Source organism: Burkholderia sp. AU32262 (assembly GCF_020419985.1).
Taxonomy (GTDB): Bacteria; Pseudomonadota; Gammaproteobacteria; order Burkholderiales; family Burkholderiaceae; genus Burkholderia; species Burkholderia semiarida.
Genome location: NZ_JAIZRS010000011.1, coordinates 151,615 through 172,241 on the forward strand (window position 1 = coordinate 151,615; position 20,627 = coordinate 172,241).

The window sequence follows — 20,627 nt, forward strand, 5'->3', positions numbered from 1 at the left end:
ACTCAAACCTCTATGAATACTGTTCAAGACCTGTCGATCATTTCCCTCGTCCTCAACGCGAGCGTGCTGGCCCAGGCCGTGATGGGGCTGCTGCTGCTGCTGTCGCTGATGTCGTGGACCTTCATCTTCCGCAAATGGTTTGCCATCCGCCGCGCGCGCGCGCAGACCGAACGCTTCGAAAAGGACTTCTGGTCGGGCGGCGACCTGCAGGCGCTGTATCAGAGCGCAGCCAACAACCGCCATACGATCGGCGCACTCGAGCGGATCTTCGAATCGGGGATGCGCGAATTCCTGAAGGGAAAGGAAAAGCGCCTGAGCGACCCGGGCCTCGTGCTCGACGGTGCGCGCCGCGCGATGCGCGCGTCGTTCCAGCGTGAAATGGACGTGCTCGAGGCGAACCTCGCGTTCCTCGCGTCGGTCGGCTCGGTCAGCCCGTACATCGGTCTGTTCGGCACGGTCTGGGGGATCATGAACTCGTTCCGCGGCCTCGCGAACGTGCAGCAGGCCACGCTCGCGAACGTCGCGCCGGGCATCGCCGAGGCGCTCGTCGCCACCGCGATCGGCCTGTTCGCCGCGATTCCGGCGGTGGTCGCGTACAACCGCTACGCGCACGACATCGATCGCCTCGCGATCCGCTTCGAGACCTTCATCGAAGAGTTCTCGAACATCCTGCAGCGTCAGGCCCAGTAAGGAGCGCGCCATGGCAGGAAGCCCCATCCGATCCAGCATGCGCGGCGGCCGCTCGCGCCGCGCAATGGCCGACATCAACGTCGTGCCGTACATCGACGTGATGCTGGTGCTGCTCGTGATCTTCATGGTCACCGCACCGCTCGTCGCCCCGTCGATCATCAACCTGCCCACCGTCGGCAATGCCGCGCCGCAAGAGCAGACGCCGCCCGTCGTCGTCAACATCAAGGCCGACCGCACGATGAGCGTCAAGTACAAGGGCGACTCGGGCGCGACCCAGGAAGACACGATGACGAAGGCCGAGCTCGACAGCTTCATCTCGGCCCGGCAGGCCGATCACCCCGACCAGCCGGTCGTGATCGCAGCCGACAAGACCGTGCAGTACGATGCCGTCATGACCGTGATGTCCGATCTGAAGGCGCGCGGCGTCAAGCGCGTCGGCCTCCTCGTCAAATCGCAATGAACCGGCAGCAATCCACGCGCAGATCCGCGTACCCGCTCCAGCCTCCCCGCGAGCGCGGGACATGGCGCGCGTTCGCGCTCGCCGCGCTGATGCACGTGCTGCTCGCGCTGTTCCTCTATCACGGCGTGCAGTGGCAGAACAGCACGCCGGCCGGCGCCGAGGCCGAGCTGTGGACCGAAGTGCCCGACGTCCCCGCGCCGCGGCCGGTGGTCACGCCCGCGCCGCCCGCGAAGGTCGCGCCGCCCCCTGCCCCGGTGCGCGACGAACAGGCCGACATCGCGCTGCAGCAGAAGAAGCGTCAGCAGGAAGCGGCCGCGCGCGAAGCGCAACTCGAGCAGCAGCGCCGCGCCCAGCAACTGAAGGCCCAGCAGGAAGAGGAAGCCCGGCGTGCGCAGCTCGCCGCGCAGCAGGCGGCCGCCCTCGCCGCCCAGAAGGCCGCGGAACGCGACAAACAGAAGCAGGCCGAGAAGCTCAGGCAACAGCAGCTCGCCGAGCAGCAGAAACTCGAACAACAGAAGCTCCAGCAGCAAAAGCAGGCGCAACTCGAAGCGCAGCAGGCGGCGAAGGCGAAGGCCGACGCAGCCGCGAAGGCCAAGGCGGAAGCCCAGGCCAAGGCGAAGGCCGAAGCCGCGGCGCGCGCGAAGGCCAATGCGGCGGCGAACGCGAAGCTCGACCGCGAGCGCAGCGCGCGACTCGCGCAACTGCAAGGCCTGTCCGGCGCCGGCGAAGGCGGCGGCGACGGCCTGGCGAAAGGCGGCACCGGCACGGGCTCCGGCGGCAATGCCGCGACGCCCGGCTATGCCGACAAGGTGCGCCGCCGCGTCAAGCCGAACATCGTTTGGGGCGGCGAGCGGGCAGGCCTGACCACCGTCGTCAAGATTCGGTGCACGCCGTCCGGTGACGTATTGAACGCATCGGTCTCCCGCTCGAGCGGGAATTCGGGGTGGGATCAAGCCGTGGTGAATGCGATCCACGCGTCGGTCCCGTTGCCGCCCGATTCCAACGGCCGTACCCCGTCCGACATTACGATTACCTTCAAGGCGGCGGAGTGAAGCGAAATGCGCTTACACTCCGGGCGTCGCTGTCGGATGGGAACGAATCGGGTATTTTTACTGTCTCTGCGGTTGCGCAGCGATCCAAGCCATACGGGAAGCAAGAAGCATGAGTTTGATGACAAAGCTAGGTTTCAGGGCACTCGTGGCCTCGTGTCTGATTACGGCGGGCAGCGCCGCTAACGCCCAGGTCAACGTGCTGATCACCGGTGTCGGGTCGACCCAGTTCCCCATCGCCACCGCGAATTTCACGAACGAGGCGAACCTGCCGCAGCAGGTTACGTCGATCGTGCGCGCCGACCTCGCCCGCAGCGGCAAGTTCACCAACATCGACGCAGGCAGCACGCCCGTGCCCGAGACCGCCTCGGTCGATCTCGGCGCATGGAAGGCCAAGGGCGCGAACGCGTTCGTCGCCGGCAGCGTGAACCGCGACGCGAACGGCCAGTACAAGGTCAATTTCATCCTGTACGACACCGTGAAGCAGCAAAGCCTTGGCGGCCTGTCGCTGACGGCCACCGACACCACGCTGCGCACGGCCGGCCACAAGATCGCCGACTACATCTACCAGAAGCTGCTCGGCGTGCGCGGCGTGTTCGCCACGCGCCTGTCGTACGTGATCAAGACGGGCAATCGCTACCAGCTGCAGATTTCGGATTCGGACGGCCAGAACGCGCGCATCGCGCTGTCGAGCACCGAACCGATCATCTCGCCGGCGTGGTCGCCGAGCGGCACGAAGGTCGCGTACGTATCGTTCGAGCGCAAGAAGCCGATCGTCTACATCCACGACCTGCCCACCGGCCGCCGCTACATGGTGTCCGACCAGAAGGGCAACAACAGCGCGCCGGCGTGGTCGCCGGACAGCAACACGCTCGCCGTCGCGCTGTCGCTGACGGGCAATACGCAAATCTATACGGTCAACGCGAACGGGGGCGGCCTGCGCCGTCTCACGCAGAGCAGTTCGATCGATACCGAGCCGTTCTACTCGCCGGACGGCCGCTGGATCTACTTTACGAGCGATCGGGGCGGTGCGCCGCAGATCTACCGGATGCCCGCACAGGGTGAAAGCGCCGGTGCCGCGCAGCGCGTGACCTTCACCGGCAGCTACAACACGAGCCCGCGCGTGAGCCCGGACGGCAAGCTGCTCGCTTACATCTCCCGCACGGGTGGGGGCTTCAAGCTGTACGTTCAGGATCTGCAGACTGGCGCGGCGAACGCCATCACGAATACCAATCGCGACGAATCGCCGAGCTTCGCGGCAAACGGCCAGTACCTTCTGTACGCTACCCAGTCGGGTGGCCGCAACGTTCTGGCCGCCGTGCCTTCCGACGGCAGCGCGCCGCCGCAGATCCTGTCCGTCCAGGGCGGCTCCGTTCGCGAGCCGTCGTGGGGGCCCTTCATGCAATGACCACAAGGAGAGTAACCATGATGTCGAATAAAGCTCGTCTGGCCCTGGCCGTGATGATGATCAGCGCGCTCGCCGCGTGCAAGTCGGGCGTGAAGCTCGACGACAAGGCAAACAACGCGGGCGCAGTCAGCACGCAGCCGAGCGCCGACAACGTCGCGCAAGTGAACGTCGACCCGCTGAACGATCCGAACAGCCCGCTCGCGAAGCGCAGCATCTACTTCGACTTCGACAGCTATTCGGTGAAGGACGAGTACCAGCCGCTGATGCAGCAGCACGCGCAGTACCTGAAGAGCCATCCGCAGCGTCACGTGCTGATCCAGGGCAACACCGACGAACGCGGCACGAGCGAGTACAACCTCGCGCTGGGCCAGAAGCGTGCGGAAGCCGTCCGCCGTGCGATGGCGCTGCTCGGCGTGAACGACTCGCAAATGGAAGCCGTGAGCCTCGGCAAGGAAAAGCCGCAGGCAACGGGCCACGACGAAGCATCGTGGGCGCAGAACCGTCGCGCCGACCTCGTCTACCAACAGTAAGTAACGGAAGAATCGCCGTATGACGCACCGTTCAACCTGGCTGCGCGTTGCCGCAGCATTCTGCGTCGCGGGCGCGGCGTGGTCGGCCGCGCCGGCGCACGCCGGCATGTTCGACGACAACGAGGCGCGCCGCGCCGTGCTCGATCTGCGCAGCAAGAGCGACAATCTGTCGAGCCAGTTGTCGGCCGCCCAGCGTACGATCCTCGATCAATCCGGCCGTATCGACCAGCTGAACCAGCAGGTCGCGACGCTGCGCGGCGAGAACGAGGATCTGACGAACCGGCTGACGACGCTCGAGCGGCAGCAGAAGGAGTACTACCAGGATCTCGACACGCGGCTCAAGAAGTTCGAGCCGCAGCAGGCGACGATCGATGGTGTCGAAGGCACCGTGCAGCCGGGTGAAACGGATGCGCTCAGCGCGGCGCAGCAGCAGTTCCGCAACGGCAACTTCAAGGCGGCGGCGGCTTCGTTCCGCGCGTTCATCGCGAAGTATCCGCAGAGCCCCTATCAGCCGACCGCGCAGTACTGGTACGGCAACGCGCAATACGCGCTGCGCGACTACCGTGGTTCGACCGCGACGTGGCAAGGGATCGTCAGCAAGTTCCCGCAACATCCGCGCGCGGCCGACGCTCTCGTGGCGATCGGCACGAACCAGCTCGAACAAGGCCAGAAGGCGGCCGCGAAGAAGACGTTCGAGCAGGTCGTGTCGCAGTACGCCGGGTCGAACGCGGCGCAGACGGCGCAGGGCAAGCTCGAAACGATCAAATAATTATCGTGGCGCGTTGTTGACAGTCCATCAACCCGTCGCTATAATCTTTTGCTCTTTAGGTCGCTGCCCAAGTTGTCGAGGCAACGAACCAGCAGGTTTCAAGAACGTGGGGTGGTAACTCAGTTGGTTAGAGTATCTGACTTTTAATCAGAGAGTCGAGGGTTCGAGTCCCTCCCACCCTACCAACTATCTTCGATAGTGCAAAAAAGCCTCCCTCGCGGAGGCTTTTTTGCGTCTGTCGCCTTTGCCGCGTTGGACGCCCTTCGCTGAGACCCGCGAGCGCGCCGATGAAGCCCCCCCGCAAACCTCGATCGCGCTGCCCCTCACGGCTGCCGCAAGTTTGCCTCCACGGCCCCTTCGGACGTCGCCGCCGCAACCGGCACCTGCGCCACGGCGCGCCCGACGCGCGCCATCGCACGATTCCGTCGTCACCGACTTCGACCAGCAGATCGCCGTTCGGCGCGACGGCCATCCCCGCCGGACGATTCAGCGCATCCCGCAACGCGCCCGGCCGATTGCCGCGTGAATCGAGCCGTCCAGCGACCACCGCCGCATCGCCCCGGGCGTCGCTCCACAACACGGTATGGTTGCCGCGGTCGATCGCGTACACGTTGGGTGCATGGCCGGTCTGCCCCGCCACCGCGACAGGGTGATCGCGTCGCGCGCGAACGGCGCGAGCAGGTGCTCGAGCCAGTCGCGGGCCGGCCGGCAATCGGCATCGCAGAATCCGACGATGTCGCAACGCGACGCGTCGACGCGATCGAAGCCGTCGTTCCTCGCTTCGTCGTAGCCGGTGTTCGCGCCGATCTCGACGAAGTCGATCCGGCGCCCGCCGCGCGCGCCGTTATTCCTGAATCGACGGCGCGGAATCCGCGTCGGTATAGCGCGGCTTCGCGTTCTGCAAGTCGCGCGTGTTCTTCTGCACGGCCACCGAGCCGAACAGCGCGAGCACGAACGACATCGCGTAGAAGCCCTTCTCGCTCAATTGCAGCGTCGCGTTGAAGAGGCCGACGATCAGCAGCGCGATCGACAGCAGCAGCGCGATCCAGCTGAGGCCGTAGTAGATGCCGGTGACGGGAATGCCTTCCGCGCGGTCGCGCACGCTCTTCTGCAGCGAGATCGCCGCATAGAGGCCGAACACCAGCACGGTGAAGTAGTAGCCCTTCTCGTTGAGCTGCATGCCGGCGTTCCAGAGCCCGATCAGGAATGCCGCGAAACCGGCGAGCAGCGCGGCCCACGACGCGGCCACGAATGCGAACGACGGTTGCTGGATGGTGGTCTGGTTCATTGCTTTGCCCTCTCTTTCTTGTTGTTCGAAATCGTTGTCGTTGAACTGCGTTTTGCGCATGGTAGCAGCTTCGGCGCGCGACATCGCGGCCGCGGCGCCGAGCGATTCGACCGTCCACGGTTGCGCCGGCGCCTGCAGCACGGCCTGGCCCGGCGGGCCGAGCCGCGCATCGGCACGCGAGCATGAACACGTCGTCCGCGCCGGGAAACAGCACGAAATCGCCGTCAGAGCGTTGCAGCGTGCGTGCGTCGGCGACACGCAGCCGGCAGGTTCCAGCCGGCGCCAGGTGGAACGCCGCCTCGCCGGGCGGCAGCGGGCCGTGCGGCATCGCGAACCAGGCCGTCGAGCAGGCAGCGCATGTCGAGCTCGACATGGCTGCGACCCAGCGACAGCAGTTGACTCAATGCATCCATGAGACGATTGCGCTAAAAATCGACACTCCCGCCTATCGAAACCCTCATCGAGAGCGATCAGAATAGCCTTGCATCGCCCGAGATCGCGGCAGCCGCCGCGCTCGTCACTCTTCTCGAAAAAGGACGCATCATGCTGAACTGGAACGAATACCGGAAGGAGCTCTCGACGCGTATCGGCGACATCGCCAAGCTGTCGCCCGACACGCTGGCCGGCTACCAGGCGCTGTCCGGCGCCGGGGCCAAAACCGGCCATCTCGACGCGAAAACGCGCGAGCTGATCGCGCTCGCGGTGGCCGTCACGACGCGCTGCGACGGCTGCATCGCCGTGCACACGGCCGAAGCGGCCAAGCATGGCGCGACCCGGGAGGAAGTGGCGGAAGCGCTCGGCGTCGCGATTGCGTTGAATGCCGGCGCGGCGCTCGTCTATTCGGCGCGTGTGATGGACGCGCTCGGCGACTGAGCCGACGCGGTGCGGCACTGCCGTCGTGCCGCACCGCAGCGTCGAACGGCTGCGTTGCGTCACGCCGGCAGTGCGGCCGCACGGTGGTCCATCGCGCGTATGCGGCCGCCATGTATGACGATTGCCGGTGACGCGCCTCGATGCGGCATCGCCGCTCAGTCGGCTACCATGCGCGAACGATACATCGTGAAGGAGCGTTCCATGTGCCGCTGGCTCGCCTATACGGGTAATCCGATCCATCTGGAAACCGTGTTGTTCCGCGCGAAGCATTCGCTGATCGACCAGAGCCTGCATTCGGAGCTGGGCGCCACGACCACCAACGGCGACGGCTTCGGCATCGGCTGGTACGGGCATCCCGACGAACTCCCGTTCCGCTATCGCTCCGTGCATCCCGCATGGAACGATCGCAACCTGCGCGAAGCCGCGCGTGCGATCCGCTCGCGGATGTTCATCGCGCACATTCGCGCGGCGACCGATACGCCCGTGCAGGAAACCAACTGCCATCCGTTCCGTCACGGCCGCTGGCTGTTCGCGCACAACGGGCTGATCCGCGACTTCCACAAGTTGCGCCGCGACCTGACGATGAAGGTCGATCCCGCGCTGTTCCCGACGCTCGAAGGCTCGACCGACTCCGAGCTGATGTTCCGCCTCGCGCTCACGTACGGTCTCGAGCAGGCGCCGCTGCCGGCGCTCGAACGGATGGTCGGCGTGGTCGAGGAAACCGCCGCGCGGCATCGCGTCACCGACCCGCTGAACATGACGATCTGCGCGACCGACGGCGAACGGATCGTCGCGGTGCGCTATTCGAGCGAACGGCAATCGCGCTCGCTGTTCCACAGCACGTCGTTCAAGCATCTGCACGAGCTGTATCCACATAACCCGCGCATCGCCGAAGCCGGCGACGACGCGTTCATGGTCGTGTCGGAACCGCTCGTCGACCTGCGCGGCGCGTGGGAGGAAGTGCCGGAGGGGATGGCGATCGTCGCGCACGGCGCCGACGTGCAGCAGCGGCCGTTCGGGCCGCGGCACAAGTGACATGCCGCAGTTCTGACGAATCGAGCGCGTCCAGGTGGCGAGTACTTCGGTGCGATACGGCCGTTTCGCCGATCCGGTTGCGCCGGGCCGACGCCCGGTACTGCCAGATCAATCGAAAGCGATACGAATCGTCGCTCGACGAATACGATCGGGCAAACGCCTCGGATAATTCCCCAATTCGATAATGAGCGACGGAGTCGCATGGCGAAAGCGGATGCTGCGCACTAGCACAGTTTTCGCTGAATAAAAAAATCGATACCCTTGCAATTCATCCCGACCGGGAACCACGGCAATAATCGACACACGGTCGAGAACCCTGTCAGCGACACGCATTCATTTCGAATTATTACGGCGGATCGGCAATCATTACCGTGCGGGCGATGCTCGCACGCCGTCACGCCGACTGAAGGCGAACGTTTATTCCTGATTAAAATATTCAAGTTACCAATTTTGAAAAGCACCGCTACAATTCGCCGACGGATGAATCCGCTTCACAATTAAAGTACGAGGCCGTTACCGGCACATCGAATCCGAGATGGCTCAAGATCTCCCCCGTTCTCCCCCTGTCACGCTCACGCGCGATCCATCCGTGCTTTCCAGCATGAAGCAGGACCATGCCTTCGTGGTATGGCTCACCGGTATCTCCGGCGCCGGCAAATCGACCCTCTCGAACCTGCTGAAGCAGCAACTCGATGCGCGCGGTCTGCGGACTTTTCTGCTGGACGGCGATCGGCTTCGCGAAGGATTGAATCAGGACCTCGGATTCAGCGACGCAGACCGCCACGAGAACATTCGTCGGACAGCCGAGGTCGCGCGCCTGATGGTGGATGCCGGGCTCGTCGTCATCGTTGCCCAGATCTCGCCGTTTCGCGAGGCACGCGCCAAAGCGCGCGCACGTTTTCCGCAGGGCATGTTCTTCGAAGTCTTCGTCGACGTCGCGCTGGACGTGGCGGAAGCGCGCGACCCCAAAGGGCTCTACGCGCGGGCAAGGCAAGGGACCCTTCGGCAGTTCACCGGCATCGAATCGATCTACGAGCAGCCGGTATCGCCCGACGTGCATGTGCGCACGGGCGAGGCAGGTCCGCTGGAATGCGTGCACGCGATCATGCGGAAATTGCCGTTGAACGGCTGATGCCCATCGTCGAACGTCGTCCGCCGCCCGTCGTGCATCGCCCTCACCGCGAGCACCGTGCCATCGTCGGCCACCGCGGCGCGATCTGACTGAAAACCAGCCGACCGACATCCCGCTCGGCACGACGCACCGTCCGGCGAACCCCGGCAAGATTCGGCTCGAACCGATCGAAGTGCAGTCGGGCACGCATCTCGGCGAGGACGACACCGCCCGCCTCGACGGCACCTACGGCCGCGCGGCGCAGCAAGCGACTCGACGCCCGCCGCGCGCCGCGCGCCACGACAGGCCGTCCTCAAACGGGCCGCACGCATCCACGTCCCGCCCGTTTTTCACTACGTCAAGCAATGTCAGCCCGGTTGCCGGCCGCTCGCCGGTCAGGTTATAAAAGCGCACCCATTCCGGTGCATGCGCCGCCCTTTTACCCTTGACTTCGGAGAACGCATGATCGATCTCGCCACCGCCCAGCAATTCCTGATGACCCGTGGCCTCGACTTCGGCCTCAACCTCCTCGCCGCGATCGTCCTATGGTTCGTCGGCCGCTGGGCCATCCGCATCGGCACGCGCGTGCTCGGCAAGGTCGTGCGCCGCAGCGGCAAGGTCGACCCGACGCTCACCGACTACCTGACCTCCGTCGTCGGCGTGTTGCTGACGATCCTGCTGATCCTCGCGATCCTGCAGATCTTCGGCGTGCAGACGACCTCGTTCGCCGCGCTGCTCGCCGGCCTCGGCCTCGCGATCGGCACGGCCTGGGGCGGCCTGCTCGCGCATTTCGCCGCCGGCGTGTTCATGCAGGTGCTGCGCCCGTTCAAGATCGGCGACGTGATCAGCGCGGGCGGCGTCACGGGCACGGTGAAGGAGCTCGGCCTGTTCGGCACGACGATCATCACCGCCGACAACATCGTGACGATCGTCGGCAACAACAAGATCTTCTCGGACAACATCGCGAACTACAGCGCGACGCCGCACCGCCGCGTCGACCTGACCGCGAAGATCGCGAACAGCGTCGATGCGGCCGATGCGATCAACCGCCTGAAGACGCAGATCCAGCTGGTGCCGAACGTGCTGAAAGTGCCGGCGCCGGATGTCGGCGTGCTGCAGTTCACGCCGGAAGGCCCGCTGCTGTTCGTGCGCCCGTCGACTCAACCGGAGAACTACTGGCAGGTGTACTGCGACACCAACCGCGTGATCCTCGAGACGTTCCGCGAAGCCGGCTATCCGACGCCCGAAACGCCGGTCTCGCAACGCAACGCGTGACGGCAGCAGCCGAACCGCACGGCGAACCGCGCGGACGAAAAAAAGCGTGGCCGCCGCCACGCTTTTTTATTGCGTCGAAGCGCGTCGCGTCAGCGCCCGCCCGCCTTCGGCGCCCCGTTCGAGCGCCGCCCGCGCACGAGCTTCCACACCGCGCCGAGCGCGACCGGCACGATCGCCGCGCCGATCCCGACCAGCACGATCACGTTCAGGTACTGGCGGACGAACGGGATGTTGCCGAAGAAATAGCCGAGCAGCACGAGCAGCAGCACCCACACCAGCGCGCCGATCACGTTGAACAACTGAAAGCGCGCGACGCTCATCGACGACGCCCCCGCGACGAACGGCGCGAACGTGCGCACGACCGGAATGAAGCGCGCGAGCACGATCGTCTTGCCGCCGTGCTTGTCGTAGAACGAGTGGGTCTTCTGCAGCGCGGCGCGATCGAGGAAGCGCTCGAGCACCGGGATATGCGTATTGAACACCTTCGGGCCGACCCAGCGGCCGATCAGGTAGTTCACGGTGTTGCCGGTAATCGCCGCGACGAGCAGCAGCACGATCAGCAGGCCGACGTTCATTTCACCCGTCGCCGCGAACGCGCCGCCGATGAACAGCAGCGAATCGCCGGGCAGGAACGGGAAGACGACGAGCCCCGTCTCGCAGAACACGATCAGGAACAGGACGAGATAGACCCACGCGCCGTATTGCCGAATGAAATCGCCGAGGAAAGCGTCGATATGCAGGACAAGGTTGACGAAATGAAGCAGCGTATCCAAATGCGATTCCTCGAAGGCGATGGGGCCGGAACGGCCGGGACAGGCCAGAGATGGCCGACGCGCCTGCCGGCCAGGGCGGCGCGTGCAACGGGGTGATGATACCGAAACTCCCTTGAGGCTCCGTGAAAAAACGTAACGGCCGCTCGCGCCGGCACGCGTTCGCCGCCTCGCTATAATTCGGCCATGTCCGATATCACCGAAACGGCCGCGGGCGCCGCGCCCGCCCCCGCCGCGCGCCCGCTGCGCGCGATCCAGCCCCTGCCCGACCAGCTGATCAGCCAGATCGCCGCCGGCGAGGTCGTCGAACGCCCGGCGTCGGTCGTCAAGGAGCTGCTCGAGAACGCGATGGACGCCGGCGCGACGACGCTGCGCATCGTGCTGGAGGAAGGCGGCGTCAAGCGCATCTCGATCACCGACGACGGCTGCGGCATTCCGCCGGACGAACTGGCGCTCGCGTTGATGCGTCACGCGACCAGCAAGATCCGCTCGCTCGAGGAGCTCGAGGCGGTCGCGACGCTGGGTTTTCGCGGCGAAGCGCTCGCATCGATCGCATCGGTCGCCGAGATGTCGATCACGAGCCGCACGGCCGATGCCGCGCACGCGATGAAGATCGATGCGCAGACGGGCGTGCTGTCGCCCGCCGCCGGCTCGATCGGCACGACGATCGAGGTGCGCGAGCTGTACTTCAACACGCCCGCGCGGCGCAAGTTCCTGAAGAGCGAGCAGACCGAATTCGGCCACTGCCTCGAAATGATCCGCCGCGCGGCGCTCGCGCGGCCGGACGTCGCGATCTCGGTGCTGCACAACGGCAAGGCCGTCGAACACTGGAACGCGACCGAGCCCGCGCAGCGCGTCGCGAAGATCCTCGGCGACGGCTTCGCGACCGCGCACCTGCCGCTCGACGAGCGGGCGGGCCCGCTCGCCGTGTACGGTTGCGCCGGCCTGCCGACCGCGAGCCGCGGGCGCGCCGACCAGCAGTATTTCTTCGTGAACGGCCGTTTCGTGCGCGACAAGCTGCTGACGCACGCGGTGCGGGCGGCCTACGAGGACGTGCTGCACGGCGACCGCTACCCGTCGTACGTGCTGTTCCTCGACCTGCCGCCCGAAGCCGTCGACGTGAACGTGCATCCGTCGAAGATCGAGGTGCGGTTCCGCGATTCGCGCTCGATCCACCAGTACGTGTTCCATGCGGTGCAGCGTGCGCTTGCCCGCCATGCGGGCGCGTCGCCGGAAACCACCGCGGGCGGCCATGCCGCGCAACTCTCCCCGGCGCCGCGCGGGCCGGCGTCGTTCGTCGACACGCCGCTCGGCCAAAGCCAGGGCCACGCGGCAGGCGGCAGCGGCTTCTCGTCGCCGTCGTCTTCATCGTCGGCGGGCAATACCTGGATGCGCCAGGCGCGGATGACGCAGGGCACGCTGCCCGTCGCGCAGCCGCTCGCGCTCTACGATGCGCTGTTCGGCCGCAAGGACAGCGGCGCGGGCACGCCGGACGGCACGACGAGCAGCCGCTCGGCTTCGCGCTCGGCCAGATCCACGGCATCTACGTGCTCGCGCAGAATGCGTACGGCCTCGTGATCGTCGACATGCACGCGGCGCACGAGCGAATCCTGTACGAGCAGTTCAAGAACGCGCTCGCCGATCGCTCGGTCGCCGTGCAGTCGCTGCTGCTGCCGATCTCGATGACGGCCACGCCGGTCGAAATCGGCACGGTCGAGGAAGAGCGCGACACGCTCGAATCGCTCGGCTTCGACCTCGCGGTGCTGTCGCCGACGACGCTCGCGATCCGGGCGGTGCCGGCGCTGCTGAAGGATGCCGACCTGCAATCGCTCGCGCGCGCGGTGCTCGCCGACCTGCACGCGTTCGGCGGCTCCCGTGTGCTCACCGAGCGCCAGCACGAGCTGCTCGGCACGCTCGCGTGCCATCACGCGGTGCGCGCGAACCGGCGCCTGACGCTCGACGAGATGAACGCGCTGCTGCGCCAGATGGAGGCGACCGAGCGCGCGGACCAGTGCAATCACGGCCGGCCGACCTGGTACCAGCTCACGCTGAACGATCTCGACCGTCTCTTCATGCGCGGGCAATGAGCGCTTCCTCGCAGCCCACTCCGACGACGATCGCCTGCCTGCTCGGCCCCACCGCCTCGGGCAAGACCGCCGCGGCGCTGGCGCTCGCCGCGCGCCGCCCGATCGAGATCGTCAGCGTCGATTCGGCGCTCGTCTACCGCGACATGGATATCGGCACCGCGAAACCGTCGCGCGACGAGCGCGCGAGCGTGCCGCATCACCTGATCGACATCATCGACCCGGCCGATGCGTATTCGGCCGCGGAATTCCGCACGGACACGCTGCGGCTGATCGGCGAGATCGTCGCGCGCGGCCGCACGCCGTTGCTTGCCGGCGGCACGATGCTGTACTACAAGGCGTTGACGCAAGGGCTCAACGACCTGCCGGGAGCCGACCCGGAGATCCGCGCGACACTCGACGCCGACGCCGCGCGCGACGGCTGGCCCGCGCTGCACGCGCGGCTCGCGCAGGTCGATCCCGACACGGCCGCGCGGCTCGCGCCGAACGATTCGCAGCGGATCCAGCGGGCGCTCGAAGTCTTCATGCTGAGCGGGCAGCCGATGTCGGCGCTGCTCGCCGCGCCGCGCCGCACGGATGATGCGGCCGCCGCGTACCGCTTCGTGCCGGTCGCGCTCGAGCCGTCGGATCGCGCGGTGCTGCACGCACGGATCGCGCAGCGCTTCGACGCGATGCTCGATGCGGGTTTCATCGACGAAGTCGAGCGGCTGCGGCGCCGCGACGATCTCCATCCCGATCTGCCGTCGATGCGTTGCGTCGGCTATCGGCAGGCGTGGGAATTCCTCGACGGCGATACCGACTACCGGACGATGCGCGACAAGGGCATCTTCGCGACACGTCAGCTGTGCAAGCGCCAGATCACGTGGCTGCGCGCGATGCCGGAACGGATCGTCGTCGACTGCATCGCGCCGGATTCGACGGCTCGCGCGCTCGACGCGCTCGAACGCGTGCTCGACGGCCGCACGCCGCGCTGACCGCTCAATCCGCCCGACGCGCCGCCAGGCGCGCGCGGGCGCCGTCGACGATCCATGCGATGCCGCGCTCGAACGCTTCGTCGCCGCCGCGCTCGCGCAGCACGGCCCAGCCTTTCGCGAACAACGGATAGTCGGCCGCGTCCGGCAGCGACGCATCGGCGTCCGCGTCCGGCGCCGCCTGCTCTTCCAGCACCCATCCGACCACGAAGCGGCCGATCGCGACCATCACGTCGACCGCTTCGTCCGGCGTGAACCCCGCGTCGCCGAGCAGCGCGATCTTGCGTTCGATCGAGCTGAAATGCAGCGCGCGCGGCCGCGTGCCGGCGTGCAGGCGCGCCCCGTCGCGATAAGCCAGCAGCGCACGGCGGAAACTGCGCGCATTCTCCGCGAGCCACGCATCCCACACGTCGCCGGGTTTCGGCAGCGACGCGCCGTGGCGCTCGAGCATGATCGCCTCGGCCATCGCGTCGAGCAGCTCGGCCTTGTTCCTGAAATGCCAGTACAGCGTCGGCGATTGCACGCCGAGCCGTTCGGCGAGCCGCCGCGTCGACAGCGCGTCGATGCCCACTTCGTTCAGCAGTTCGAGCGCCGCGCGCAATACCGTATCGCGCGTCAGCCGCGCGCCTGTGTCCTTCATCTCTATCACCGATAGGGAAACTATGGAATAATCCTCACTCTATCATCGATAGAGTAATGCCCTTGAATCCGTCCCTGATTGCCATTCTTGCCACGGTCCTGCTCGACGCGATCGGCGTCGGGATCGTGATGCCGATCCTGCCGGGGCTACTGCGCGCGCTCGCCACTGCGGGCAGCACCGACACCCACTACGGCATCCTGCTCGCGCTGTACGCGTTCGCGCAGTTCCTCTGCGCGCCGCTGCTCGGCGCGCTGAGCGACCGTCTCGGCCGCCGGCCGGTGCTGCTCGCGTCGCTCGCGGGCGCCGCGCTCGACTATCTGCTGATGGCGCTCACGCCCACGCTCACGTGGCTTTACGTCGGGCGGCTGATCGCCGGCATCACCGGCGCGAACGTCGCGGTCGCGACCGCGTACGTGACCGACGTGACGGCCGAACCCGACCGTGCGCGGCGCTTCGGCCAGCTCGGCGCGATGATGGGCATCGGCTTCATCGCCGGCCCGCTGATCGGCGGGCTGCTCGGTGTGCTGCACCTGCGTGCGCCGTTCGTCGCGGCCGCGTTGCTCAACGCGCTGAATCTCGTGCTCGTGTGGCGTGCGTTGCCGGAATCGCGGCCGTGCGCGGCCCGGGAAGGCCGGACGGCCGGCACGCTCAACCCGTTCGCGAGCCTGCGCCGGCTGAGCGGCGCGCCCGCGCTCGCGCCGCTGGTCGGCATCTACGTGATCGTGGCACTCGTGTCGCAGGCGCCCGCGACGCTGTGGATCCTGTACGGCCAGGAGCATTTCGGCTGGTCGACGCCGGTTGCCGGACTGTCGCTCGCCGGCTACGGCGCATGCCACGCGCTCGCGCAGGCGTTCGCGATCGGGCCGCTGATCGCGCGGCTCGGCGAGCGGCGCGCGCTCGCACTGGGGCTGGCAGGCGATGCGCTCGGGCTTGTGGTCATCGCGTTCGCCACGGCCTCATGGGTGCCGTTTGCACTGCTGCCGCTGTTCGCGGCCGGCGGCATGACGCTGCCGGCGTTGCAGGCGATGCTCGCGCGGCAGGTGGACGATACGCGCCAGGGCGAACTGCAAGGCACGCTGGCGAGCGTGGCGAGCCTGATCGGCGTCGCGGGGCCGCTGGTCGTTACCGCAACCTACGCGGCGACGCGCACGACGTGGCCGGGGCTCGTGTGGGCTGGCGCCGCGCTGCTGTACCTGCTCGTGCCGCCGCTGCTGGCCGGCGCGCGCCCGGCGAACGCACCGCGAGCGTCCGCTTGAGCGTCGGCGTGCGCCGGCCATACTGAGCGCTCGAGCGGCCGAAAAAAAAGCCGCCCGGATCCATCCCGGGCGGCTTTCCTTGCTGCATCTGCTGCGGCAATGCGTCAGACCACGACCGTCTGCGCCTCGCCTTCGCGGGTCGCACGCACGGTGCCGATCTTCCACACCTGTTCGCCGGCGGCGGTCAGGTCGGCGAGCGCTGCGTCGGCATCGGCCGCCGAGACGATCACGGCCATGCCGATCCCGCAGTTGAACACGCGGTGCATTTCCGCATCGGCGACGCCGCCGTGCTCCTGCAGCCACTTGAACAGCGGCGGCAGCGGCCATGCCTTCTGGTCGAGCTCCGCGGTGAGACCTTCGCGCAGCACGCGCGGAATATTCTCGACGAGGCCGCCGCCGGTGATGTGCGCCATGCCCTTCACCGTCAGCTTCTGCATCAGCGCGAGCAGCGGCTTCACGTAGATGCGCGTCGGCGCCATCAGCGCGTCGGCGAGCGAGCGGCCGTGGAAATCGGCGGACAGATCCGGGTTCGCGCGCTCGATGATCTTGCGCACGAGCGAGAAGCCGTTCGAGTGAATGCCGCTCGATGCGAGGCCGAGCACGACGTCGCCTTCGGCGATCGTGCTGCCGTCGATGATCTTGCTCTTCTCGACCGCGCCGACCGCGAAGCCGGCCAGGTCGTATTCGCCGTCCGGGTACATGCCCGGCATTTCGGCCGTTTCACCGCCGATCAGCGCGCAGCCCGACAGTTCGCAGCCCTGCGCGATGCCCTTGACGACGGTGGCGGCCGTGTCGACGTCGAGCTTGCCGCACGCGAAGTAGTCGAGGAAGAACAGCGGCTCGGCGCCCTGCACGAGGATGTCGTTCACGCTCATCGCGACGAGGTCCTGGCCGACGGTGTCGTGCTTGTTCAGATGAAAGGCCAGCTTGAGCTTGGTGCCCACCCCGTCGGTGCCCGACACGAGCACGGGCTCCTTGTACTTCTTCGGCACTTCGAACAGCGCGCCGAACCCGCCGATGCCGCCGAGCACGCCGTCGCGCAGGGTTTTCTTCGCAAAAGGCTTGATCTTGTCGATGAGCGCGTCGCCGGCGTCGATGTCGACACCTGCGTCGCGATAGGACAGACCCTGAGCGTCGGGAGCGGATTTCGGAGGATTCATGGGGGAATGCGAGAAGGTCGGTAAAATGCGATTTTACCCGAAGCCGGCCCGTTGGCCGGAATTCCGAGCACCGAATCGTCAGGGATTGCATCTTGGTCAACACGTCCCCGTTTTCATCGCCGGGCGAAGCGCGCCGAAGCCCGCGCCGCGCCGCCGTGCGTACGGTCGCGCGTGAAGCCGGCCGAGGCGCCTTCCCGCGCGCGCGCCCGGCGTACGGCACGCGTTTTTTCAACCGATCCGCACTGTGACTGCTGTGTCCCGTCAACTGACGCTCGATCTCGGCACGCCGCCGCCCGCCACGTTCGACAACTTCATCATGAGCGACGAGAACGACGAGCTCGTCACGCGCCTGCAGAAGCTCGATCTCGCGCTCGCGGCCGGCCCCGTGCCGGACCGGTCGTTCTATATCTGGGGCGAGCCCGGCAGCGGCCGCACCCACCTGCTGCAGGCGCTCGTGAGCGATGCGTCGTACGGCTATGCGCGCTACCTGAGCCCGCAGAGCCCGCTCGGCGCGTTCACGTTCGACCCGCGCATCGGCATCTACGCGATCGACGACTGCGACCGGATGAGCGACACGCAGCAGGTCGCGCTGTTCAACCTGTTCAACGAAGTGCGCGCGCACCCGTCGAGCGCGTTCGTCGCGGCGGGCCCGGCGGCGCCGCTCGCGCTCGACGTGCGCGAGGATCTGCGCACGCGCCTCGGCTGGGGGCTCGTGTTCCACCTGTCGCCGCCGTCCGACGCCGGCAAGATCGCCGTGCTCAAGCTCGCGGCGAAGGAGCGCGGGATCGCGCTCACCGACGACATCGCCGCGTACCTGCTGACCCATTTCCGCCGCGACATGCCGAGCCTGATGGCCTTGCTCGACGCGCTCGACCGCTTCTCGCTCGAGCAGAAACGCGCGGTCACGCTGCCGCTGCTACGCCGGATGCTCGCGCGTCCCGGCGACGACATCACACCACCGGGCACGGGCCCGAACCGCTTCGAGTAAAATGCGCTTCCATGACTAATCTGGCACTCTTTGACCTCGATCACACGCTGATCCCCACCGATAGCGACCACGAATGGGGTCGCTTCATGGTGAAGCTCGGCATCGTCGACGCGGAAAGCTTCTCGCGTCAGAACGACCAGTTCTTCGCCGACTACAAGGCCGGCAAGCTCGACATCCACGCGTACCTGTGCGCGATGCTCACGCCGCTCGCGAAGTATTCGCGCGCGCAACTGGCCGAATGGCACGAGCAGTACATGCACGAGGTGATCCGCCCCGCGATGACGCCCGCCGCGCTCGAACTCGTGCGCAAGCACGTCGATGCCGGCGACCTGTGCTGCGTCGTGACGGCCACCAACGAATTCATCACGCGTCCGATCGCGACCGCGTTCGGCGTCGACACGCTGATCGCGTGCGAGGTCGAAACGACCGACGGGCATCCCGACTCGCCGTACACGGGCCGGCCGACCGGCACGCCGAGCTATCGCGAAGGCAAGATCGTGCGCACCGAAGCATGGCTCGCATCGCTCGGCAAGCAGTGGGACGACTTCGAACATAGCTACTTCTACAGCGACTCGCACAACGACATCCCGCTGCTCGAGAAAGTCACCGACCCGATCGCGACCAACCCTGACGACACGCTGCGCGCGCATGCAAGCAACCGCGGCTGGCGTATCCTCGATCTCTTCTGAACGTCGTGATCAAAAAATTCATCCGCAAGCTGCTCGGCCAGGACGAAACCGAGCAAACGCCTCCCGCCGCGGCCCCGGCCGACGAAGCGGCCCCAGCCGCCCCGCGCGCCCCGAAGGGCGCCCGCGGCAGCGCGAAGAAACCGCGCAGCAACCATGAGCCGACCGTCGTGCCGGCCAGCGTGCACGGCATCAACCCGGCGCTGATCTCGAAGAACGCGGTGCGCGTGACCGACACGCTGCAGCAGGCGGGCTTTCGTGCATTCATCGTCGGCGGCGCGGTGCGCGACCTGCTGCTCGGCATCGCGCCGAAGGACTTCGACGTCGCGACCGACGCGACGCCGACCGAGGTGCAGCGCCTGTTCCGCCGCGCGCGCCTGATCGGCCGCCGCTTCCAGATCGTGCACGTGCAGTTCGGCCAGGAGCTGATCGAGGTGTCGACGTTCCGCGCGCTGGTCGACGCGCCGCCCGAGGCGGCCGCGGCTGCGGCCGAGCCGCCGAGGCGCCTGAAGCGCGACGAACTCGATCGCCGCACGCACGCGGTCGACGCGAGCGGCCGCGTACTGCGCGACAACGTGTGGGGCGAGCAGCACGAGGACGCCGCGCGCCGCGACTTCACGATCAACGCGATGTACTACGACCCGTCGACGCAGACGGTGCTCGACTACCACGACGGGATGGCCGACGTACGCGCCCGCCTGCTGCGGATGATCGGCGATCCGGCCACGCGCTTTCGCGAGGATCCGGTGCGAATGCTGCGCGTCGTGCGCTTCGCGGCGAAGCTCGATTTCGAGATCGAGCCGCATACGCGCGAGCCGATCCACGCGCTCGCCGACCTGATCAACAACGTGCCGGCCGCACGCCTGTTCGACGAAATGCTGAAGCTGCTGCTGTCGGGCCACGCACTCGCGTGCCTGAAGAAGCTGCGCAAGGAAGGCCTGCATCACGGGCTGCTGCCGCTGCTCGACGTCGTGCTCGAACAGCCGCAGGGCGAGAAGTTCATCACGCTCGCGCTGAACAACACCGACGCGCGCGTGCGCGCCGGCAAGCCGGTGTCGCCGGGCTTCCTGTTCGCGACGCTGCTGTGGCACGACATGCGCCAGCGCTTCGAGCAATACACGGCCGACGGCGAAATCCCGGTGCCGGCGCTGCATCGCGCGATGGACGACGTGCTCGACATGCAGACCGAGAAACTCGCGATCCACAAGCGCTACTCGGCCGACATGCGCGAGATCTGGGGCCTGCAACTGCGCCTCGAGAAACGCTCGGGCCGCAGCGCGATGCGGCTGCTGGAACACCAAAGGTTTAGAGCGGGGTATGATTTCCTCCTGTTACGCTGCGAATCCGGCGAGCTCGATGCGGAAGTCGGACAGTGGTGGACGGATTTCATCGAAGGCGACGCGGCCGCTCGCGAGGCATTGCTCACGCAGGGCGGCTCGAAGGAAAAATCGCCCCGCAAGCGGCGCCGCCGCGGCGGTGCGCGAAACCGCAAGCCGGGTGAAGGTGCCGCCGAGCAGGCGCCGGATACCGCGGGCGGGTCCGACGACTGACGCGCCCGCCGGCGAACGACGTAGGAAGTGATGC

Annotated in this window: 20 protein-coding genes, 1 tRNA gene and 3 pseudogenes; 18 read left to right on the top strand and 6 right to left on the bottom strand. The window is 67.0% G+C overall.

The annotated features are described in order from the left end of the window. Positions 1-12 precede the first annotated feature (12 nt). From tolQ to LGN10_RS15745, 7 genes are all read left to right on the top strand, one after another. Positions 13-690 carry a protein TolQ gene (tolQ, locus tag LGN10_RS15715; RefSeq protein WP_059574259.1) on the top strand — a complete coding sequence of 226 codons (678 nt, stop codon included), beginning with the start codon at positions 13-15 and terminating at the stop codon, positions 688-690. A gap of 10 nt (positions 691-700) precedes the next feature. Continuing rightward, positions 701-1,150, top strand: coding sequence for a protein TolR (gene tolR, locus LGN10_RS15720; RefSeq protein ID WP_006484943.1), 450 nt, complete (start codon positions 701-703; stop codon positions 1,148-1,150). Further along, positions 1,147-2,202 carry a cell envelope integrity protein TolA gene (tolA, locus tag LGN10_RS15725; RefSeq protein WP_226224187.1) on the top strand — a complete coding sequence of 352 codons (1,056 nt, stop codon included), beginning with the start codon at positions 1,147-1,149 and terminating at the stop codon, positions 2,200-2,202. The genes tolR and tolA overlap by 4 nt, the downstream gene beginning before the upstream one ends. Before the next feature lie 109 nt (positions 2,203-2,311). After that, on the top strand, positions 2,312-3,607 hold the full coding sequence (gene tolB / locus LGN10_RS15730; protein ID WP_059574261.1) for a Tol-Pal system beta propeller repeat protein TolB: 1,296 nt from the start codon (positions 2,312-2,314) through the stop codon (positions 3,605-3,607). A 17-nt stretch (positions 3,608-3,624) separates the two neighbouring features. Continuing rightward, entirely contained in the window at positions 3,625-4,137 is a 513-nt protein-coding gene (gene pal, locus LGN10_RS15735; RefSeq protein ID WP_006484980.1) for a peptidoglycan-associated lipoprotein Pal, read from the top strand. Positions 4,138-4,156: 19 nt separating this feature from the next. After that, complete coding sequence (gene ybgF, locus LGN10_RS15740) at positions 4,157-4,906, top strand: tol-pal system protein YbgF (protein WP_006484965.1); 750 nt, start codon at positions 4,157-4,159, stop codon at positions 4,904-4,906. A 108-nt stretch (positions 4,907-5,014) separates the two neighbouring features. Further along, positions 5,015-5,091, top strand: a tRNA-Lys gene (locus LGN10_RS15745). 301 nt (positions 5,092-5,392) lie between these two features. On the opposite strand, the gene LGN10_RS15750 is transcribed toward LGN10_RS15745, so the two are convergent. From LGN10_RS15750 to LGN10_RS15760, 3 genes and pseudogenes are all read right to left on the bottom strand, one after another. After that, entirely contained in the window at positions 5,393-5,788 is a 396-nt protein-coding gene (locus LGN10_RS15750; protein WP_319001238.1) for a glycosyltransferase family A protein, read from the bottom strand. Beyond that, entirely contained in the window at positions 5,751-6,194 is a 444-nt protein-coding gene (gene yiaA, locus LGN10_RS15755) for an inner membrane protein YiaA (protein WP_059642197.1), read from the bottom strand. Before yiaA ends, LGN10_RS15750 begins: the two co-directional genes overlap by 38 nt. A gap of 124 nt (positions 6,195-6,318) precedes the next feature. Next, a pseudogene (locus LGN10_RS15760) lies at positions 6,319-6,607 on the bottom strand (cupin domain-containing protein); the annotation flags it as partial. A gap of 130 nt (positions 6,608-6,737) precedes the next feature. Here LGN10_RS15760 and LGN10_RS15765 point away from each other — a divergent pair. From LGN10_RS15765 to LGN10_RS15785, 5 genes and pseudogenes are all read left to right on the top strand, one after another. Then, the gene (locus LGN10_RS15765) at positions 6,738-7,067 is read left to right on the top strand and encodes a carboxymuconolactone decarboxylase family protein (RefSeq protein WP_059574266.1); all 330 of its coding nucleotides are present in this window, start codon (positions 6,738-6,740) and stop codon (positions 7,065-7,067) included. Positions 7,068-7,268: 201 nt separating this feature from the next. Next, on the top strand, positions 7,269-8,102 hold the full coding sequence (locus LGN10_RS15770) for a class II glutamine amidotransferase (protein ID WP_060965615.1): 834 nt from the start codon (positions 7,269-7,271) through the stop codon (positions 8,100-8,102). Between the two features lie 601 nt (positions 8,103-8,703). Beyond that, complete coding sequence (cysC, locus tag LGN10_RS15775; protein ID WP_060011431.1) at positions 8,704-9,234, top strand: adenylyl-sulfate kinase; 531 nt, start codon at positions 8,704-8,706, stop codon at positions 9,232-9,234. Between the two features lie 85 nt (positions 9,235-9,319). Continuing rightward, a pseudogene (locus LGN10_RS15780) lies at positions 9,320-9,475 on the top strand (mannose-1-phosphate guanylyltransferase/mannose-6-phosphate isomerase); the annotation flags it as partial. Positions 9,476-9,675: 200 nt separating this feature from the next. Beyond that, entirely contained in the window at positions 9,676-10,488 is an 813-nt protein-coding gene (locus LGN10_RS15785; RefSeq protein WP_060011429.1) for a mechanosensitive ion channel family protein, read from the top strand. Between the two features lie 89 nt (positions 10,489-10,577). Here LGN10_RS15785 and LGN10_RS15790 read toward each other — a convergent pair whose 3' ends face one another. Continuing rightward, the gene (locus LGN10_RS15790) at positions 10,578-11,261 is read right to left on the bottom strand and encodes a DedA family protein (RefSeq protein WP_059574270.1); all 684 of its coding nucleotides are present in this window, start codon (positions 11,259-11,261) and stop codon (positions 10,578-10,580) included. A 183-nt stretch (positions 11,262-11,444) separates the two neighbouring features. On the opposite strand from LGN10_RS15790, the pseudogene mutL reads away from it, so the two are divergent. After that, a pseudogene (mutL, locus tag LGN10_RS15795) lies at positions 11,445-13,345 on the top strand (DNA mismatch repair endonuclease MutL). After that, a complete protein-coding gene (miaA, locus tag LGN10_RS15800) occupies positions 13,342-14,316 on the top strand; it encodes a tRNA (adenosine(37)-N6)-dimethylallyltransferase MiaA (protein WP_060312726.1) in 975 nt (324 codons plus the stop codon). The pseudogene mutL and the gene miaA overlap by 4 nt, the downstream one beginning before the upstream one ends. Positions 14,317-14,320: 4 nt before the next feature. On the opposite strand, the gene tetR is transcribed toward miaA, so the two are convergent. Beyond that, positions 14,321-14,953, bottom strand: coding sequence for a tetracycline resistance transcriptional repressor TetR (tetR, locus tag LGN10_RS15805; protein ID WP_060011424.1), 633 nt, complete (start codon positions 14,951-14,953; stop codon positions 14,321-14,323). A gap of 56 nt (positions 14,954-15,009) precedes the next feature. On the opposite strand from tetR, the gene tet reads away from it, so the two are divergent. Next, entirely contained in the window at positions 15,010-16,209 is a 1,200-nt protein-coding gene (gene tet / locus LGN10_RS15810) for a Tet(A)/Tet(B)/Tet(C) family tetracycline efflux MFS transporter (protein ID WP_226224188.1), read from the top strand. A 104-nt stretch (positions 16,210-16,313) separates the two neighbouring features. Here the strand turns inward: tet and purM are convergent, their stop codons facing one another. Beyond that, a complete protein-coding gene (purM, locus tag LGN10_RS15815) occupies positions 16,314-17,369 on the bottom strand; it encodes a phosphoribosylformylglycinamidine cyclo-ligase (protein ID WP_089464562.1) in 1,056 nt (351 codons plus the stop codon). Between the two features lie 253 nt (positions 17,370-17,622). On the opposite strand from purM, the gene hda reads away from it, so the two are divergent. Genes hda through pcnB form a run of 3 tightly spaced genes read left to right on the top strand, consistent with a single transcriptional unit; the run spans position 17,623 to position 20,593 of the window. Next, the gene (gene hda / locus LGN10_RS15820) at positions 17,623-18,357 is read left to right on the top strand and encodes a DnaA regulatory inactivator Hda (RefSeq protein WP_221622686.1); all 735 of its coding nucleotides are present in this window, start codon (positions 17,623-17,625) and stop codon (positions 18,355-18,357) included. 11 nt (positions 18,358-18,368) lie between these two features. Continuing rightward, positions 18,369-19,046 (top strand): HAD family hydrolase, encoded by a 678-nt coding sequence (locus LGN10_RS15825; RefSeq protein WP_059574277.1) that lies wholly within the window; start codon positions 18,369-18,371, stop codon positions 19,044-19,046. Positions 19,047-19,051: 5 nt separating this feature from the next. Beyond that, complete coding sequence (gene pcnB / locus LGN10_RS15830) at positions 19,052-20,593, top strand: polynucleotide adenylyltransferase PcnB (RefSeq protein WP_226224189.1); 1,542 nt, start codon at positions 19,052-19,054, stop codon at positions 20,591-20,593. Positions 20,594-20,627: the final 34 nt, after the last annotated feature.

Coding starts and splice junctions, on each gene's coding strand:
- tet (WP_226224188.1), top strand. CDS start 15,010: ATGCCCTTGAATCCGTCCCTGATTGCCATTCTTGCCACGGTCCTGCTC.
- tolB (WP_059574261.1), top strand. CDS start 2,312: ATGAGTTTGATGACAAAGCTAGGTTTCAGGGCACTCGTGGCCTCGTGT.
- miaA (WP_060312726.1), top strand. CDS start 13,342: ATGAGCGCTTCCTCGCAGCCCACTCCGACGACGATCGCCTGCCTGCTC.
- LGN10_RS15785 (WP_060011429.1), top strand. CDS start 9,676: ATGATCGATCTCGCCACCGCCCAGCAATTCCTGATGACCCGTGGCCTC.
- cysC (WP_060011431.1), top strand. CDS start 8,704: ATGAAGCAGGACCATGCCTTCGTGGTATGGCTCACCGGTATCTCCGGC.
- LGN10_RS15770 (WP_060965615.1), top strand. CDS start 7,269: ATGTGCCGCTGGCTCGCCTATACGGGTAATCCGATCCATCTGGAAACC.
- LGN10_RS15825 (WP_059574277.1), top strand. CDS start 18,369: ATGACTAATCTGGCACTCTTTGACCTCGATCACACGCTGATCCCCACC.
- tolQ (WP_059574259.1), top strand. CDS start 13: ATGAATACTGTTCAAGACCTGTCGATCATTTCCCTCGTCCTCAACGCG.
- tolA (WP_226224187.1), top strand. CDS start 1,147: ATGAACCGGCAGCAATCCACGCGCAGATCCGCGTACCCGCTCCAGCCT.
- LGN10_RS15765 (WP_059574266.1), top strand. CDS start 6,738: ATGCTGAACTGGAACGAATACCGGAAGGAGCTCTCGACGCGTATCGGC.
- pal (WP_006484980.1), top strand. CDS start 3,625: ATGATGTCGAATAAAGCTCGTCTGGCCCTGGCCGTGATGATGATCAGC.
- purM (WP_089464562.1), bottom strand. CDS start 17,369: ATGAATCCTCCGAAATCCGCTCCCGACGCTCAGGGTCTGTCCTATCGC.
- ybgF (WP_006484965.1), top strand. CDS start 4,157: ATGACGCACCGTTCAACCTGGCTGCGCGTTGCCGCAGCATTCTGCGTC.
- yiaA (WP_059642197.1), bottom strand. CDS start 6,194: ATGAACCAGACCACCATCCAGCAACCGTCGTTCGCATTCGTGGCCGCG.
- tetR (WP_060011424.1), bottom strand. CDS start 14,953: ATGAAGGACACAGGCGCGCGGCTGACGCGCGATACGGTATTGCGCGCG.
- tolR (WP_006484943.1), top strand. CDS start 701: ATGGCAGGAAGCCCCATCCGATCCAGCATGCGCGGCGGCCGCTCGCGC.